Raw genomic sequence first — 14,287 nt, 5'->3', positions numbered from 1 at the left:
ACTCTCCTTATTCCGGCAGGAAGTCATTAGTGAATGCTTTGCCTGCATCTAATTCTTTATCTAAAAGACCATTTTCATGCATCCAGTCTGCATAGTTTTCCCAGACTTCAAGCTTTTGTTCACCCCATCTTGAAGCATCATCCTGATAGCGGGGGGATAGCCATTCCTGGCTTTTTTTGACCAATTCGCTGTCCAGATCCGGAGCATTCTTTAACAAAATATCTGCTGCTTCGCCAGGTTGATCGATTGCAAATTCATATCCCCTTGCTGCTGCTTTTACAAATGCTTTGACAGTATCCGGATCATCTGCAATCATTTTTTCGCTGGTTGCGAGAACGGGCGTGTAGTAATCCAGTTTTTCTGAGTAGTCGGTAAGGTAGACCATATTAATCTTTTCCCCCCGAAGTTCTGCTTCTACACCTGTCCATCCATAATAAATCCATGCGAAGTCTATATCTCTTTTAACAGCTGTAAAAAAGTCAGCATCCCCCATATTAACAATTGAGACCTTATCAATATTAGCGTTTTCCTTCTTCATTAGGGAGTCTATTACCGATTTTTCTACAGGTGCCCCCCAGCCGCCATAAGTTTTTCCTTCAAAGTCTTTCGGCGATTTAATGTTTTTTTCGGCAGGGGATGCAAAACCGGAAGTATTATGCTGAATAACAGCTGCTATCGATACAAGGGGAACGCCCTGTACACGTGCTTCCGTGATGCTTTCCTGATAGCTGACACCAAAATCAGCCTTGCCTGATGCAGTCAATTGATCTGCACCTGCTTCACCTGGCATTATAATTTCTACATCGAGCCCTTCTTCTTTAAAATATCCTTTGTCCTTTGCGGCATATAAGCCGGTATGATTGGTATTAGGTGTCCAATCCAGTACAACAGTAACTTTTTTCAAATCTTGTTTGCTGTCTGAATCTTCGCTTCCAGTCTGATTATCCGGTCCATTGCCGGCACAGCCTGAAAGAAGCAGCAGCGAACAGATAGCTGCAATCCACTTTTTCATAAGTACTCCTCCTAAAAAACGTTATGTAATAAGGAAAGTTAATGATAGTCTGCCCTGAAAAATAAAAACGCCCCGGTATAAACCAGGGCGCATATAAAAAACATTTAGTATGTTTAAGAATATGTTCCCTACGCTGGTATGAGCCAGATCAGGTTCAAAGGGTCAGCATCTTAATGATGAAGTCTCAACCGGCATACCGGTTCCCCTACATTTCTTGCTATTTAATTTTGACAGCATAAATACTTTCCATCATTATTATAGCAAATAATATTAAAATGCACAGAAAATAATTATTTCATTCCAATCGTCCTGCTCTCTTTCCAAATTCTGAATTTTTCAAGTTCACCTGTAATTTGGCTAACGGCAAAACCAAGGACTGCTACATCATCTAAGATTCCCATTCCTATTAAAAAGTCAGGAACAAGGTCTATTGGGGAAACAAAGTATAGTATGGAAGCAATAATAAAGATAATCGATTTTTTTGAAATATGCCGGTAATCGCCTTTAGACCATGACTTTACTAAATCGATCAGAAGCTGAACCTTTTCCCATATATCACTTAATGAAGATTGGTTTTTATCTGCTTTAAGTGTAGCCTTTCTTAAAAGTCCTTTTGTTTTTTCAGGATCGTCCGCATAACGTTTAGCCCTGGATGAAAATTTTTTATAGCCGTCCTTATAAACTTTGGTTTCTATTTCAGGCATAGCTATCACTCCTATATTGATAATTCGCATAAACAGTTATAATCTAGTATTTACCGCATACCTGACATGACATAAACATTTCATTGGGAGAAATAAATGGAAATCAAATTTAACCTGTGACAAAACCTTATTGGGAGCTGATATATATGCTTGAGAAATGGCTGAAAGAATCAAATTATACAGTAATATTGACTGGAGCAGGAATGTCGACAGAAAGCGGACTGCCTGATTTCAGGTCTGCCAATAATGGATTATGGAATGGGAAAGATCCTGGGAAAATAGCCAGTACAAAAGCATTGAATGAAAATGTGAACGAATTTATAGAATTTTATCGGCACAGGGTAATCGGGCTTAAGGAGTGTAATCCCCATCAAGGGCACTATATTCTTGCAGATTGGGAAAAGAGAGGTATTATTAAGAGCATTATTACCCAGAACGTGGATGGATTTCATGGACTCGCGGGAAGTGAAAAAATATCAGAGCTCCATGGGAATCTGCAGACACTCCATTGCCGGAAATGTAAAAAAGAGTTCCCGAGCGAGGGGTATTTGCATGGTCAATTCCAATGCCGTTGCGGGGGTGTGCTCCGTCCTTCAGTGGTTCTGTTTGGGGAAATGCTCCCTGAGGAGGCCTTAGATTTCGCAGCAGATGAAACAGAAAAAGCAGAACTTTTTATTGTTCTGGGATCATCCTTGACTGTAACACCTGCAAATCAGTTTCCGCTGATAGCCAAACAAAAAGGAGCAAAACTTGTGATTATTAATATGGAACCTACGGATTTCGATATTTATGCTGATAAAGTGATTCATGACCGCAAAATTGGTGAAGTGCTGGATGAACTTGATAGAGCCTTCAAATAGTCAAAAAACATGAAATCATAGCACTCATGCTATGATTTTTTTTATCAATCAACTATAATGGACAATGAACATGATTACTACTGCCTCAAGCGATATGATATATAAGGAGTGTTCAGCATGTTATCAAACATCGGTATTCCAGGTTTAATTCTAATCCTGGTTTTGGCTCTGATTATTTTTGGACCTAAGAAACTTCCTGAAATAGGAAGAGCGTTCGGGGAGACATTAAAAGAATTTAAGAAATCTACCCGTGAACTCACAAAAGATGATGACAATGATAAAAGGAAATAACCTATTCAAGTGGTTTAGAACCGGCTTTGCAGACAATAGTCTCGAAGCCGGTTTTTTATTTTCTGGCTTTCGAAGCGAGTGAATGGGTATAGAAAAGAGAGAAATGAAAAAATGGTTGACTAACATGTATATACAAGATAAAATGAAAGCGTAAACAGTTCATGTATATACAAGTTGGTTTGCTAAATTGGATAGAGTTGTAAATGGCGAGAACAATAAATAAAAACCTTATAACTGTTTTTTTCTATAATATGAAAACGGTAACAGGAGGAGAGCGAAGAATGGCTACGAATAAAGAGTCAGCAGAGCAAATTGTAGAAGCTATCGGGGGCAAGGATAATATCGCAGCGGCTACTCATTGTGTTACACGTCTGCGTTTTGCCTTAAAAGATGAGGGGAAGGTCAATAAAGAAAAACTCGAAAATATAGATGTAGTGAAAGGTTCCTTTTCCACAAATGGACAATTCCAGGTTGTCATTGGACAAGGCCTTGTTGATAAAGTGTATAAAGAAATGACAGAAGCAACTGGAATAGGCGAATCATCAAAAGAAGAAACAAAAAGTGCTGCTGCTGAGAACTTAAATCCATTGCAGCGCGGCATTAAAACACTCGCAGATATTTTTATTCCAATCCTTCCAGCTATCGTAACAGCCGGTTTGCTGATGGGGATAAACAATATTATGACAGCACCGGATATTTTCTTTGATGATAAGTCTTTTGTTGAAGTTTATACTAACTGGGCTGATCTGGCTGGCATCATTAACCTGATTGCCAATACTGCTTTCGTATTCCTTCCCGGTTTGATTGGATGGAGTGCTGTAAACCGGTTTGGCGGAAGTCCTCTTCTTGGTATTGTGCTAGGTTTAATGCTAGTGCATCCGGATCTTTTAAATGCATGGGGCTATGGTTCTGCTGAAGAAGTTCCGAAGTGGAACTTATTCGGGTTAGAAATAGAAAAGGTAGGTTATCAGGGGCAGGTATTGCCTGTATTATTTGCTTCATACGTATTGGCTAAGATAGAAGTATTTCTGAGAAAAAGAATCCCTGATGCTTTTCAGCTTCTAACTGTCGCGCCGATCGCTTTACTGATCACTGGGTTTCTTTCTTTTATTGCTATTGGACCGATCACATTCATGATCGGCAGCTGGATTACAAATGGGGTTGTCGGAATCTTTGATGCTGTTCCAGCCCTTGGAGGCTTGATTTACGGTGGATTATATGCCCCTCTCGTTATCACTGGTATGCATCATACGTTCCTGGCAGTTGATCTGCAGTTAATCGGCAGCATTGGCGGCACGTTTTTATGGCCGATGGTTGCATTGTCTAATATAGCTCAGGGTTCCGCCGCTTTTGCCATGATGCTGTTAAGCAAAGGGAACGAAAAACTGAAAGGGCTTGCGCTAACTTCTTCAGTATCAGCGTGGCTGGGCGTAACAGAACCGGCAATGTTTGGCGTAAATCTTCGCTTTAAGTACCCGTTCTTTGCAGCGATTATTGGGTCAGCAATTGCAGGAATCTTCATCACTATTAATGGAGTTAAGGCACCGTCGATAGGTGTAGGAGGCTTGCCGGCATTCTTCTCTATCTTTGCGGAAAATTGGGGTTCTTTCTTTATCGGAATGGGTATTGCACTTGTCGTACCGTTTGTATTGACCTTAGCCTTCTCTAAATTTAAAAAAGCAGAATAGAAAGATTGATGCCATGGGGTTCTATGATTCCATGGTATCGCCATTTCTTGGGGCATGCACACAAATGTTAAAAATCGGAGGTCGCCATATGAAGAAGCAATGGTGGAAAGAAAGTGTAGTTTACCAGATATACCCGCGGAGCTTCATGGATAGCAATGGAGATGGAATAGGAGATTTGCAGGGTATCATCTCCAGGCTGGATTATTTGAAAGAGCTAGGGATTGATGTGGTCTGGCTTTCTCCAGTATATAAATCGCCAAATGATGATAATGGCTATGATATAAGCGATTATCAGGATATTATGAGTGAGTTTGGAACAATGGAAGATTGGGAAGAACTTCTCGGAGAGATGAATAAGAGAGAGATTAAACTCATTATGGATCTGGTGGTGAACCATAGTTCAGACGAACATATCTGGTTTGCAGAGTCCAGGAAATCCAAAGACAATCCATTCAGGGATTATTATATATGGCGCGAAGGAAGGAATGGAAAAGAGCCGAATAACTGGGGAAGCAATTTCGGGGGATCCGCCTGGAAACTTGATGATAAAACAGGAGAATATTATTTGCATCTGTTTTCAAAGAAACAGCCAGATTTAAATTGGGATAATCCGAAACTTAGAAATGAAATATACGACATGATGACTTGGTGGCTGGAAAAAGGCATTGATGGATTCAGAATGGATGTGGTCAACTTTATTTCCAAAGTAGAGGGACTTCCTGATGATGAACCAAAGCCTGGAAAGAAATATGCTTCTGGAAGCAAGTATTATCGAAACGGCCCCAGAATTCATGAATACCTGCGGGAGATGAATGAAAAGGCGTTAGCGAAGTTTAATGTTATGACTGTTGGCGAAATGCCCGGTGTGACTCCTGAGTGGGCCAGGCAATATACAGGGGAATCACGAAATGAGTTAAATATGGTCTTCCAATTTGAACATGTTAGCCTGGACAACGGGCCAAACGGCAAATGGGATCTTAAACCCCTTGATCTGTGTGACTTAAAACTAAACCTGACAAAATGGCAAAATGAGCTGGATAAAGCTGGCTGGAACAGCCTTTACTTTAATAATCACGACCAGCCCCGCTCTGTTTCAAGATTCGGCAATGACGGAGAGTATAGGGAAAAGTCGGCTAAGATGCTCGCAACATTGCTTCATATGATGAAGGGAACTCCTTATGTTTATCAGGGCGAAGAAATTGGAATGACGAATGTCCGTTTCTCAAGCGTTGAAGAGTACAGGGATATAGAAACACTTAATTTTTATAAAGAAGCACTTAACGATGGCTGGACAGAGGATAAGGCCCTTGAAAGCATATACGCAAAAGGGCGTGACAACGCCCGGACGCCGATGCAATGGGATTCTTCCGAGCACGGAGGTTTTTCGGATGGAACCCCCTGGATAAAAGTAAACCCTAACTATAAAGACATTAATGTGGAAAAGGCCATGAAAGACCCTGATTCTGTTTTTCATTACTATAAAAAGCTTATTGAACTTAGAAAGAAAAATGAAATTATTGTTTACGGCAGGTATAACCTAATACTTGATCAACATCCTGAAGTGTACGCTTATACAAGAACATTGGGCAATCAGATCCTTCTTGTCTTGTGCAACTTCTATGGAGGAAACCCTGAAGTAGAACCCCCTGCATACATCCAGGAAAAGAAATTTGAGGCACTGATTGGGAATTATAAAGATATACAAATTAACAGAACAATTAAGCTGCGTCCCTATGAAGCTCAGGTCCTTCTTTTTAACAGCTAAAAACTCAATTTCTAAAAAACTAAAACAGGTGTGATTCTAATGAAACAACCATGGTGGAAAAAATCAGTAGTATATCAAATTTATCCAAAAAGCTTTAACGATACGACAGGAAATGGGGTTGGAGACATTCCTGGTATTATTGCTAAGCTTGATTATTTAAAAGAATTAGGTGTGGACGTCGTCTGGCTGACACCAATTTATAAATCTCCGCAGCGCGACAACGGATATGATATTAGTGACTATTTCAGCATTCACGAAGAATACGGAACTCTAGCTGACTTTGAAAAGCTTCTTGAAGAGGCACATAGCCGGGACATTAAAATCATTATGGATATTGTAGTAAACCATACTTCCACAGAACATCAATGGTTCCAGGAAGCAAAAAAATCAAAAGACAATCCATACCGTGATTTTTATATTTGGAAAGACCCTAAGGACGATGGAAGCGAACCGACAAACTGGGAATCAAAATTCGGTGGAAATGCATGGAAATATGATGAAGCAACCGGCCAATACTATCTCCATCTTTTTGATGTCACGCAGGCGGATCTAAATTGGGAAAATGAAGAGCTTCGCCGAAAAGTGTATGACATGATGGAATTCTGGTTTGAAAAAGGTGTAGATGGCTTCAGACTTGATGTAATCAATCTGATTTCTAAAGACCAGGAGTTTCCCGATGATAACGGATCTGTGCCTCCGGGAGACGGCAGAAAATTCTATACAGACGGACCTCGTGTACACGAATTTATGCATGAAATGAATGAAAATGTATTTTCAAAATACGATAGTATGACTGTTGGCGAAATGTCCTCCACTTCCATTGAACATTGTATAAAGTATTCCAATCCTGAGAGGGAAGAGCTGAGCATGACTTTCAACTTTCATCATTTGAAAGTGGATTACCCAAATGGAGAGAAATGGGCAATCGCTGAATTTGACTTTAGAGCGTTAAAGCAGATTTTATCAAGGTGGCAGACTGAGATGCACAAGGGCGGAGGCTGGAATGCTTTATTCTGGTGCAATCATGATCAGCCCCGAATTGTGTCAAGATATGGTGATGACAGGAAATATCATCGTGAATCTGCTAAAATGCTGGCGACAGTCATTCATATGATGCAGGGAACCCCTTATATTTATCAGGGTGAAGAGTTTGGCATGACAAACCCAGGCTTTGAAAACATTGGAGACTACAGAGATGTAGAATCACTGAACGTTTATAATATCCTTAGGGAAAAGGGAATGAGTGAAGAAGAAATCATAAATATTCTCAAAAGCAAGTCTCGCGACAATTCCCGGACCCCGGTGCAGTGGGATAGTTCTGAAAATGCCGGTTTCTCCGATGGAACGCCATGGATAAATGTTGCAACAAATTATATGGAAATAAATGCCGAAAAAGCATTGAAGGACGGAGATTCTATTTTTTATCATTATAAGAAGCTGATCCAGCTTCGCAAGCAATATGATATTATCACGTACGGAGACTATGAACTGATTTCTGAGGAGCATCCTAAGGTATTTGCTTATGTTCGAAATGGCAATAATGAAAAGCTGCTGGTCGTGAATAATTTCTATGGGGAAGAAACATCATTTATCATTCCTGAACACCATCAGGCAGACGAATATAAAGATGAGATCTTACTGTCCAATTACAATCAGTCACCTCCGGCAGCACAGACCATTAAATTAAGGCCGTATGAATCCGTTATCTATTATTTAAAGAAATAAGATCAAAAAATCCTCCCGTAAATAGCGGGAGGATTTTTCACATGATATTTAAAAAAGCATTCCAGCTATGGCAGCACTTAACATAGAAGCCAGGGCACCTGCTGCAACTGCCTTCAGGCCAAGCCGCGCAATGTCCTGCCTGCGGTTAGGTGCCAGTCCGCCAAGCCCTCCAAGCAGAATGCCCAATGAAGAAATATTGGCAAATCCGCAAAGGGCAAAGCTGACGATTGCGACCGTTTTATCAGATAAATTTGGAATATCCGGTGCAAAAGCAGAATAAGCAACGAATTCATTCAAAATTAACTTCTGGCCAATATAATTTCCGGCCTGCACAGCTTCTGACCATGGAACGCCTATTGCAAATGCAAGAGGCGAGAAAACATAACCCAGAATGATTTCGAGCGTTAATCCCTCGAAGCCGAATAATCCTCCAACCCATCCAAGGAGACCGTTAATCAATGCAACCAGAGCAATAAAGGCAAGAAGCATCGCTCCGATATTCAAAGCCAGTTCCAGCCCGACACTTGCACCTTTTGCGGCTGCATCAATGACATTGGCAGAGTCGCTATCCACTTCCATATCGAATTCTTTAGGCTCTTCTTTATCCTCTGTTTCAGGAAGCATGACTTTGGCCAGTATTAAACCCGCCGGTGCAGCCATAAAGCTTGCAGCCAAGAGATATTCAAGAGGCACACCCAAAAGGGAATATCCGATTAAAACAGATCCTGCCACAGAAGCAAGGCCGCCGGTCATTACCGCAAATAACTCAGATTTTGTCATATTGGCAATATAAGGACGGACAACAAGCGGAGCCTCTGTTTGCCCTACGAATATATTTGCTGCTGCCGACATGGACTCTGCTTTTCTGGTTCCGAGTAGCTTTGACAGCCCCCCGCCAAGGATTTTTATGAAAAACTGCATAATCCTTAAATAATAGAGGACAGAAATCAATGATGAAAAAAAGATTACCACAGGCAGGACCTGAAGTGCGAAAACGAAGGTGATACCCGATTCATCTGTAAAAAGGCCGCCAAATAAAAAATTAATTCCCTGATTAGCGTAATTGATAATATCGTTTACCTTCATTGTTAGCCATTCTAAACCTTTTCTGCCGCCTTCCCACTTTAGAACGAGAAAGGCGAAAATCAGCTGAATGGCAAGCCCACCCGCAACAGTTCTTAAACTAATGGCCCTTCTGTTGCTTGAGAGCAGGAAAGCTAATCCTAAAACGACAATGATACCGAATATTCCCCAAATAAAATTCATATTAACACCTCTTAACTATGTAATTTTCCCTTAAAGGAAGCTCAAGGGAGGATTCTGGCAGTACTCCTATTCCCTAATGAAACTGCTTGTAAAGCTCAATAGTTGTATTATGTGCAAAAGGAATAAATTAATGAAAAAATCTATGCATGCAGCATACATGGTGAAAATAAAAAAGATGAGCAAGATGCTCATCTTTCTGTATTTTTCTCGATATATTCAAACAGAAAAGACTGACCGTTTCTGTAAAATCGGGGATCATAGAGGCCAAGCCTTTCATCATCATCAACAAGAACGACAAATGGGGACCATTCATAAAGGGTTCTAGCTTCAGGACGCTGAGAAAACAATTTATCTAAATCAGCAGTTTCTCTGGATTGAAGCACATATTGAGTTTCCTCTTTCTTAAAAAGGTTATCATTAAAGATGATTACTTCATCGTCTTTTTTGGTTATAACTGAAAAGGTCCATGGAATAAAATCTGCCGAGAGGGCAACTTGATCATATTGATCATCATACTGCTTATAAATAATAAATCCCTGAGTACTTTGGATGATAACATGCACCAGCAAAAAGGCCCATGCCATTCTAAAGTAGTAAGGTGATTTCAGTTTGTTTCTTCTAGAGTAAATAAAAGCAGTTCCCATGATGAACCAAATCACTAAATCAACAATAGGAATCGTGCCAAAGGTAATCCTCATATTTGAAAATGGCTCCAAGTATCCCGTTCCCCACGCATTGAATAAATCACTTGTATTATGTATGAAAACTGCAAGCCAACCCAGCAGGAAAAGCTTCTTATCCTTAACTTTGAAGAGCAGGAAGGATAGCAGAAAAAACAGGAGAGCCCAAACCGGAGTAAGAAAAACTGAATGGGTAATGCCTCTGTGCCACATCTGATAAAGTCCTTCTGTATCCCATAAGCGGGAGATGACATCAATATCCGGAATTTGGCTTGCCCCCACGGCGGTAAGCAAGTACGCTCTCTTGGTGTTCTTATCCATATCTCGTTTATTAACTGCACCGTAAAGGCCCAAGCCGAATAAAGTATGAGTAATTGTGTCCATTTGCAACCTCCTTTTTTATATTTTGTTTCACTATTATAAGCCTGAAAAAGATTTATAAAAAGAAATATGCAATCTTAAAATGCGTTGCAAACTTTACTTCGGAGCGATAAAATTGAAGGTATTGCAATAATTAAGTGTCACATTGATTGCTTGATAAAGTGAAACTTCAATCTGTGGGGGTTCATCCCCCGCTGATTGTAAGTTGAGGCCCGCACGATGTGGGTCACAAAGACGTTGCCACAGGATAAGGAAAGCTACAGAGCGATACATCGCACGACCGAAAGCGGCAGCTTTTGGGAGGACGTGGCATTCTTAGTCTTTGTGCTTCATTCGGGCCTATACGGGCAGTTTAGACTCCCGCTTACCCATTCTCAATTTGCTATGTGTACGACATGGGAGTCAAACTGACCGTTAGACTGCGATAAACAAATTTTCATATAAGTAAGTGAGGAACCAATATGTCCAAAAATTTTAAAGAAGAAGTTTTATCCCGCCGCACCTTTGCAATCATTTCCCACCCGGATGCCGGTAAAACGACGCTGACAGAAAAACTCCTATTATTCGGGGGTGCCATTCGTGACGCGGGTACAGTTAAAGGAAAGAAGACAGGCAAGTATGCAACAAGCGACTGGATGGAAATTGAAAAGCAGCGCGGTATTTCTGTTACCTCCAGTGTGATGCAGTTTGAATATGATGGTGCGCGCGTTAATATTCTAGATACTCCTGGTCACCAGGATTTCAGTGAAGACACGTATCGTACGCTGACAGCCGTTGATAGTGCTGTTATGATCATTGACTCAGCGAAAGGCATCGAAGAGCAGACACTTAAATTATTCAAGGTCTGCCGCATGAGAGGAATTCCGATCTTTACATTTATGAATAAGCTTGACCGCCAGGGAAAGGCACCGCTTGAGCTCCTTGCGGAATTAGAAGAGGTCATGGGAATTGAATCATATCCTATGAACTGGCCAATCGGGATGGGGAAAGAATTCCTCGGAATTTATGATCGGTTTAATAATCGAATTGAGCAATTCAGAGTAGAGGAAGAGGACCGCTTTATTTCACTGAATGAGGAAGGCGAAATAGAGGGAAACCACTCCATTAAGGATTCTGGTCTATATGATCAGACTCTTGAAGAAATTATGCTGTTAAATGAAGCGGGCAATGAGTTTTCAAGAGAGAGAATTGCAAAGGGAGAATTGACCCCTGTGTTTTTTGGAAGCGCGCTGACCAACTTTGGTGTACAGACATTCCTTGAGTCTTATCTCCAATTTGCACCGCCGCCGCAGCCGAGGAATTCTTCAGCAGGTGAAATTGATCCGCTGTCAGAAGAATTTTCTGGCTTCATATTTAAAATTCAGGCAAATATGAATCCTGCTCATCGCGACAGGATAGCATTTTTAAGAATTTGTTCTGGCCAATTTGAAAGAGGCATGGCTGTAAATATACCAAGAATCGGAAAGTCCATCAAGCTTGCGCAGTCCACACAATTCATGGCTGATGACAGAAGTACAGTCGATACTGCAGTAAGCGGGGATATCATTGGAATTTATGACCCGGGAACTTACCAGATTGGCGATACGTTAACGGCAGGTAAAAATAATTTCCAATACGAACGTCTACCTCAATTTACACCTGAGCTATTTGTAAAAGTAACTGCCAAAAATGTCATGAAGCAAAAACATTTTCATAAGGGCATCCAGCAGCTGGTGCAGGAAGGAGCCATCCAGCTGTTTAAAACAGTAAAAATGGAAGAATACCTTCTCGGTGCAGTTGGACAGCTGCAATTTGAAGTTTTTGAACATCGCATGAAAAATGAATATAACACAGAAGTTTATATGGAAAGGCAAGGCTCCAAAATCGCCCGCTGGGTAGAAGGCGATGAGGTCAACGAAAATCTTTCCAGCGGAAGAAGTCTCCTGGTTAAAGACCGTTATGACAAAAACGTTTTTCTTTTTGAAAATGACTTTGCACTCCGGTGGTTCCAGGAAAAAAATCCGGATGTAAAACTATATAATCCGATGGACTCAGAATAATCATGCGGCCTCTTTTAGGGGCCGTTTCTGCTTTTGGTCCCTGTAAATGATCAGCCTCTCTTCTCCTGATTCAATTCCTGTAAATTCCTCTGTCACTCCTATTGACATATTCATCAATAGATAATATAGTATTAACACATCCGCTTTAGTACTAAAAAGCGTTTAAGTTAAAAAGCAGGAAGTTCAATCTCGATAAAAATATAGACTTTGTCCGCAGAAGAAAGTAGAGCAGTTGCCGGCAGCAGATAGAAACTGAATGGGTGATGAAAATTCAGGCAGCAATTGGTCGAAATACAACTGCATTTCACAGGACATTCTTTTTAAGCGGGTAAGCATAAATGGCTTATCAATTAGGGTGGTACCGCGGAGCTCCTTCGTCCCTATAGGCGAGAGGGCTCTTTTTGTTTGCTCTCGAATTTCTTGTATTTTTTTAGGAGGAATACATTATGCATCAGGAACATGCAGCATTGAATTTGAAGCCGCTTGAGGCACTTATTGTCACTCTATTAATCCTTGGAGGGATCAGTTATTCTATTATTTTCGCAGGGGCAGTGCCTCATATTCCCGTTGTTTTCGCGATAATGGGGTTAATTGCTTACGGTTTAATAAAAAAAGTATCCATTACACAGCTGGAAAAGGGGCTGATAGAAGGTGCCCAGTCCGGATTAGGGGCGATTTTCATTTTCTTTTTAATCGGCATGCTGATAAGCAGCTGGATGGCAAGCGGAACCATTCCAACATTTATTTACATGGCTTTGGAAGCTGTTAATGGAAAGTTCTTTTATGCCATTGTGTTTGTGGTAGCATCAGTGATTGGCATGAGCATTGGAAGCTCGCTTACAACGGCTGCTACATTGGGAGTGGCCTTTATGGGAGTCAGCTCTGCTTTGGGTCTTTCGGATGCGATTACGGCAGGTGCAGTTATTTCCGGTGCTTTTTTTGGAGATAAAATGTCTCCGTTGTCTGATACAACTAATCTGGCATCATCGACAGTTAAGGTGGATTTATTTGAGCATATAAAGACCATGGCATGGACAACGATCCCTTCGTTTATTATTTCTTTGGCAATTTTTGCTGTGCTGTCACCAGGCGAGGCAGCATCTGATTTTTCAAAAATTGCCCAGCTGAAAAAAACTCTGCTGGATGAGGGGCTGGTACATTGGTACTCCCTAATTCCATTTGTCATTTTGACAATACTGGCCATTAAAAGAGTATCGGCTATCATCACGCTGTCAGCCGGAATTTTATCGGCTTTAATCCTGGCCATCTTTGTTCAAAACAGCTTCGGTTTCGAAAAAGTGATGTCATTGCTGTTTTCAGGATATGTCTCAAAAAGTGGTTCAGAGGAAGTAGACGCACTATTATCAAGAGGCGGCATGGAAAGTATGATGTTTTCTATTTCATTGGTATTGCTTGCACTTTCCATGGGAGGCTTATTCTTTAAGCTTGGCATTCTTCCAGCTTTGCTTGAAGGAATCAAAGGTGTTTTGAATCGTGTGTCCTCTCTAGTGGCAGCAGCAGCAGGAACAGCAATCGGCATTAACTTCCTGCTTGGAGAACAATATCTGTCGATTCTCTTAACTGGGAATGCGTTCAGAGAGCCTTTTGAAAAAGCCGGTCTGCACCCGAAAAATCTTTCAAGGATTCTTGAGGATGCCGGCACCGTGGTAAACCCGTTAGTCCCGTGGAGTGTTTGCGGAGTTTTTCTGGCAGGTGTACTAGGGGTGGAAACAGCAGCTTACATGCCGTTTGCGTTCTTCTGCATACTAAGTCCAGTTATTACTCTTATCTATGGATTCACTGGTTTAAAAATCGAAAAAATTGAGAAAAAAGCAGCTGTGTAATGCTGCTTTTTTCTGTGGGCAAAGGTTTAGGC

At 41.0% G+C, this 14,287-nt stretch carries 11 protein-coding genes and 1 riboswitch; of the genes, 7 read left to right on the top strand and 4 right to left on the bottom strand.

The window, feature by feature from the left end:
* Positions 1 to 7: 7 nt before the first annotated feature.
* Together NR125_RS04060 and NR125_RS04055 are read right to left on the bottom strand one after the other, a co-directional pair.
* Entirely contained in the window at positions 8 to 1,012 is a 1,005-nt protein-coding gene (locus NR125_RS04060) for an ABC transporter substrate-binding protein (RefSeq protein WP_019381597.1), read from the bottom strand.
* 108 nt (positions 1,013 to 1,120) lie between these two features.
* Positions 1,121 to 1,229: riboswitch (TPP riboswitch) on the bottom strand.
* Between the two features lie 73 nt (positions 1,230 to 1,302).
* Positions 1,303 to 1,716: a YkvA family protein gene (locus NR125_RS04055; protein WP_256814747.1), complete on the bottom strand. Its 414-nt coding sequence runs from the start codon at positions 1,714 to 1,716 to the stop codon at positions 1,303 to 1,305.
* Between the two features lie 146 nt (positions 1,717 to 1,862).
* Here NR125_RS04055 and NR125_RS04050 point away from each other — a divergent pair, with 146 nt between their 5' ends.
* From NR125_RS04050 to treC, 5 genes are all read left to right on the top strand, one after another.
* On the top strand, positions 1,863 to 2,576 hold the full coding sequence (locus NR125_RS04050; RefSeq protein ID WP_251174391.1) for an NAD-dependent deacylase: 714 nt from the start codon (positions 1,863 to 1,865) through the stop codon (positions 2,574 to 2,576).
* 117 nt (positions 2,577 to 2,693) lie between these two features.
* Entirely contained in the window at positions 2,694 to 2,867 is a 174-nt protein-coding gene (locus NR125_RS04045) for a twin-arginine translocase TatA/TatE family subunit (protein ID WP_009331100.1), read from the top strand.
* 281 nt (positions 2,868 to 3,148) lie between these two features.
* Positions 3,149 to 4,555 carry a PTS system trehalose-specific EIIBC component gene (gene treP / locus NR125_RS04040; protein WP_071160482.1) on the top strand — a complete coding sequence of 469 codons (1,407 nt, stop codon included), beginning with the start codon at positions 3,149 to 3,151 and terminating at the stop codon, positions 4,553 to 4,555.
* Between the two features lie 88 nt (positions 4,556 to 4,643).
* The gene (locus NR125_RS04035) at positions 4,644 to 6,320 is read left to right on the top strand and encodes a glycoside hydrolase family 13 protein (protein ID WP_256814745.1); all 1,677 of its coding nucleotides are present in this window, start codon (positions 4,644 to 4,646) and stop codon (positions 6,318 to 6,320) included.
* Between the two features lie 39 nt (positions 6,321 to 6,359).
* Positions 6,360 to 8,045 carry an alpha,alpha-phosphotrehalase gene (gene treC, locus NR125_RS04030; RefSeq protein WP_256814744.1) on the top strand — a complete coding sequence of 562 codons (1,686 nt, stop codon included), beginning with the start codon at positions 6,360 to 6,362 and terminating at the stop codon, positions 8,043 to 8,045.
* 48 nt (positions 8,046 to 8,093) lie between these two features.
* Here treC and NR125_RS04025 read toward each other — a convergent pair whose 3' ends face one another.
* Both NR125_RS04025 and NR125_RS04020 read right to left on the bottom strand, forming a co-directional pair.
* Positions 8,094 to 9,311, bottom strand: coding sequence for a NupC/NupG family nucleoside CNT transporter (locus tag NR125_RS04025; protein WP_009331096.1), 1,218 nt, complete (start codon positions 9,309 to 9,311; stop codon positions 8,094 to 8,096).
* A 188-nt stretch (positions 9,312 to 9,499) separates the two neighbouring features.
* A complete protein-coding gene (locus NR125_RS04020) occupies positions 9,500 to 10,375 on the bottom strand; it encodes a metal-dependent hydrolase (protein ID WP_009331095.1) in 876 nt (291 codons plus the stop codon).
* A 458-nt stretch (positions 10,376 to 10,833) separates the two neighbouring features.
* On the opposite strand from NR125_RS04020, the gene NR125_RS04015 reads away from it, so the two are divergent.
* Positions 10,834 to 12,411 (top strand): peptide chain release factor 3, encoded by a 1,578-nt coding sequence (locus NR125_RS04015; RefSeq protein WP_009331094.1) that lies wholly within the window; start codon positions 10,834 to 10,836, stop codon positions 12,409 to 12,411.
* A gap of 446 nt (positions 12,412 to 12,857) precedes the next feature.
* Positions 12,858 to 14,255: a Na+/H+ antiporter NhaC gene (nhaC, locus tag NR125_RS04010; RefSeq protein ID WP_071160474.1), complete on the top strand. Its 1,398-nt coding sequence runs from the start codon at positions 12,858 to 12,860 to the stop codon at positions 14,253 to 14,255.
* Positions 14,256 to 14,287: the final 32 nt, after the last annotated feature.

Source organism: Cytobacillus sp. Bac17 (genome assembly GCF_024519925.1).
GTDB lineage: Bacteria > Bacillota > Bacilli > Bacillales > Cytobacillaceae > Cytobacillus > Cytobacillus pseudoceanisediminis.
Note: the sequence above shows the minus strand (reverse complement) of the source record. Positions and strands in the feature narration are given on the sequence as shown.

What these genes read in the sequence shown, in the direction of transcription:
- NR125_RS04060 (WP_019381597.1), bottom strand. Translation starts at nt 1,012, where the DNA reads ATGAAAAAGTGGATTGCAGCTATCTGTTCGCTGCTGCTTCTTTCAGGC.
- NR125_RS04055 (WP_256814747.1), bottom strand. Translation starts at nt 1,716, where the DNA reads ATGCCTGAAATAGAAACCAAAGTTTATAAGGACGGCTATAAAAAATTT.
- NR125_RS04050 (WP_251174391.1), top strand. Translation starts at nt 1,863, where the DNA reads ATGCTTGAGAAATGGCTGAAAGAATCAAATTATACAGTAATATTGACT.
- NR125_RS04045 (WP_009331100.1), top strand. Translation starts at nt 2,694, where the DNA reads ATGTTATCAAACATCGGTATTCCAGGTTTAATTCTAATCCTGGTTTTG.
- treP (WP_071160482.1), top strand. Translation starts at nt 3,149, where the DNA reads ATGGCTACGAATAAAGAGTCAGCAGAGCAAATTGTAGAAGCTATCGGG.
- NR125_RS04035 (WP_256814745.1), top strand. Translation starts at nt 4,644, where the DNA reads ATGAAGAAGCAATGGTGGAAAGAAAGTGTAGTTTACCAGATATACCCG.
- treC (WP_256814744.1), top strand. Translation starts at nt 6,360, where the DNA reads ATGAAACAACCATGGTGGAAAAAATCAGTAGTATATCAAATTTATCCA.
- NR125_RS04025 (WP_009331096.1), bottom strand. Translation starts at nt 9,311, where the DNA reads ATGAATTTTATTTGGGGAATATTCGGTATCATTGTCGTTTTAGGATTA.
- NR125_RS04020 (WP_009331095.1), bottom strand. Translation starts at nt 10,375, where the DNA reads ATGGACACAATTACTCATACTTTATTCGGCTTGGGCCTTTACGGTGCA.
- NR125_RS04015 (WP_009331094.1), top strand. Translation starts at nt 10,834, where the DNA reads ATGTCCAAAAATTTTAAAGAAGAAGTTTTATCCCGCCGCACCTTTGCA.
- nhaC (WP_071160474.1), top strand. Translation starts at nt 12,858, where the DNA reads ATGCATCAGGAACATGCAGCATTGAATTTGAAGCCGCTTGAGGCACTT.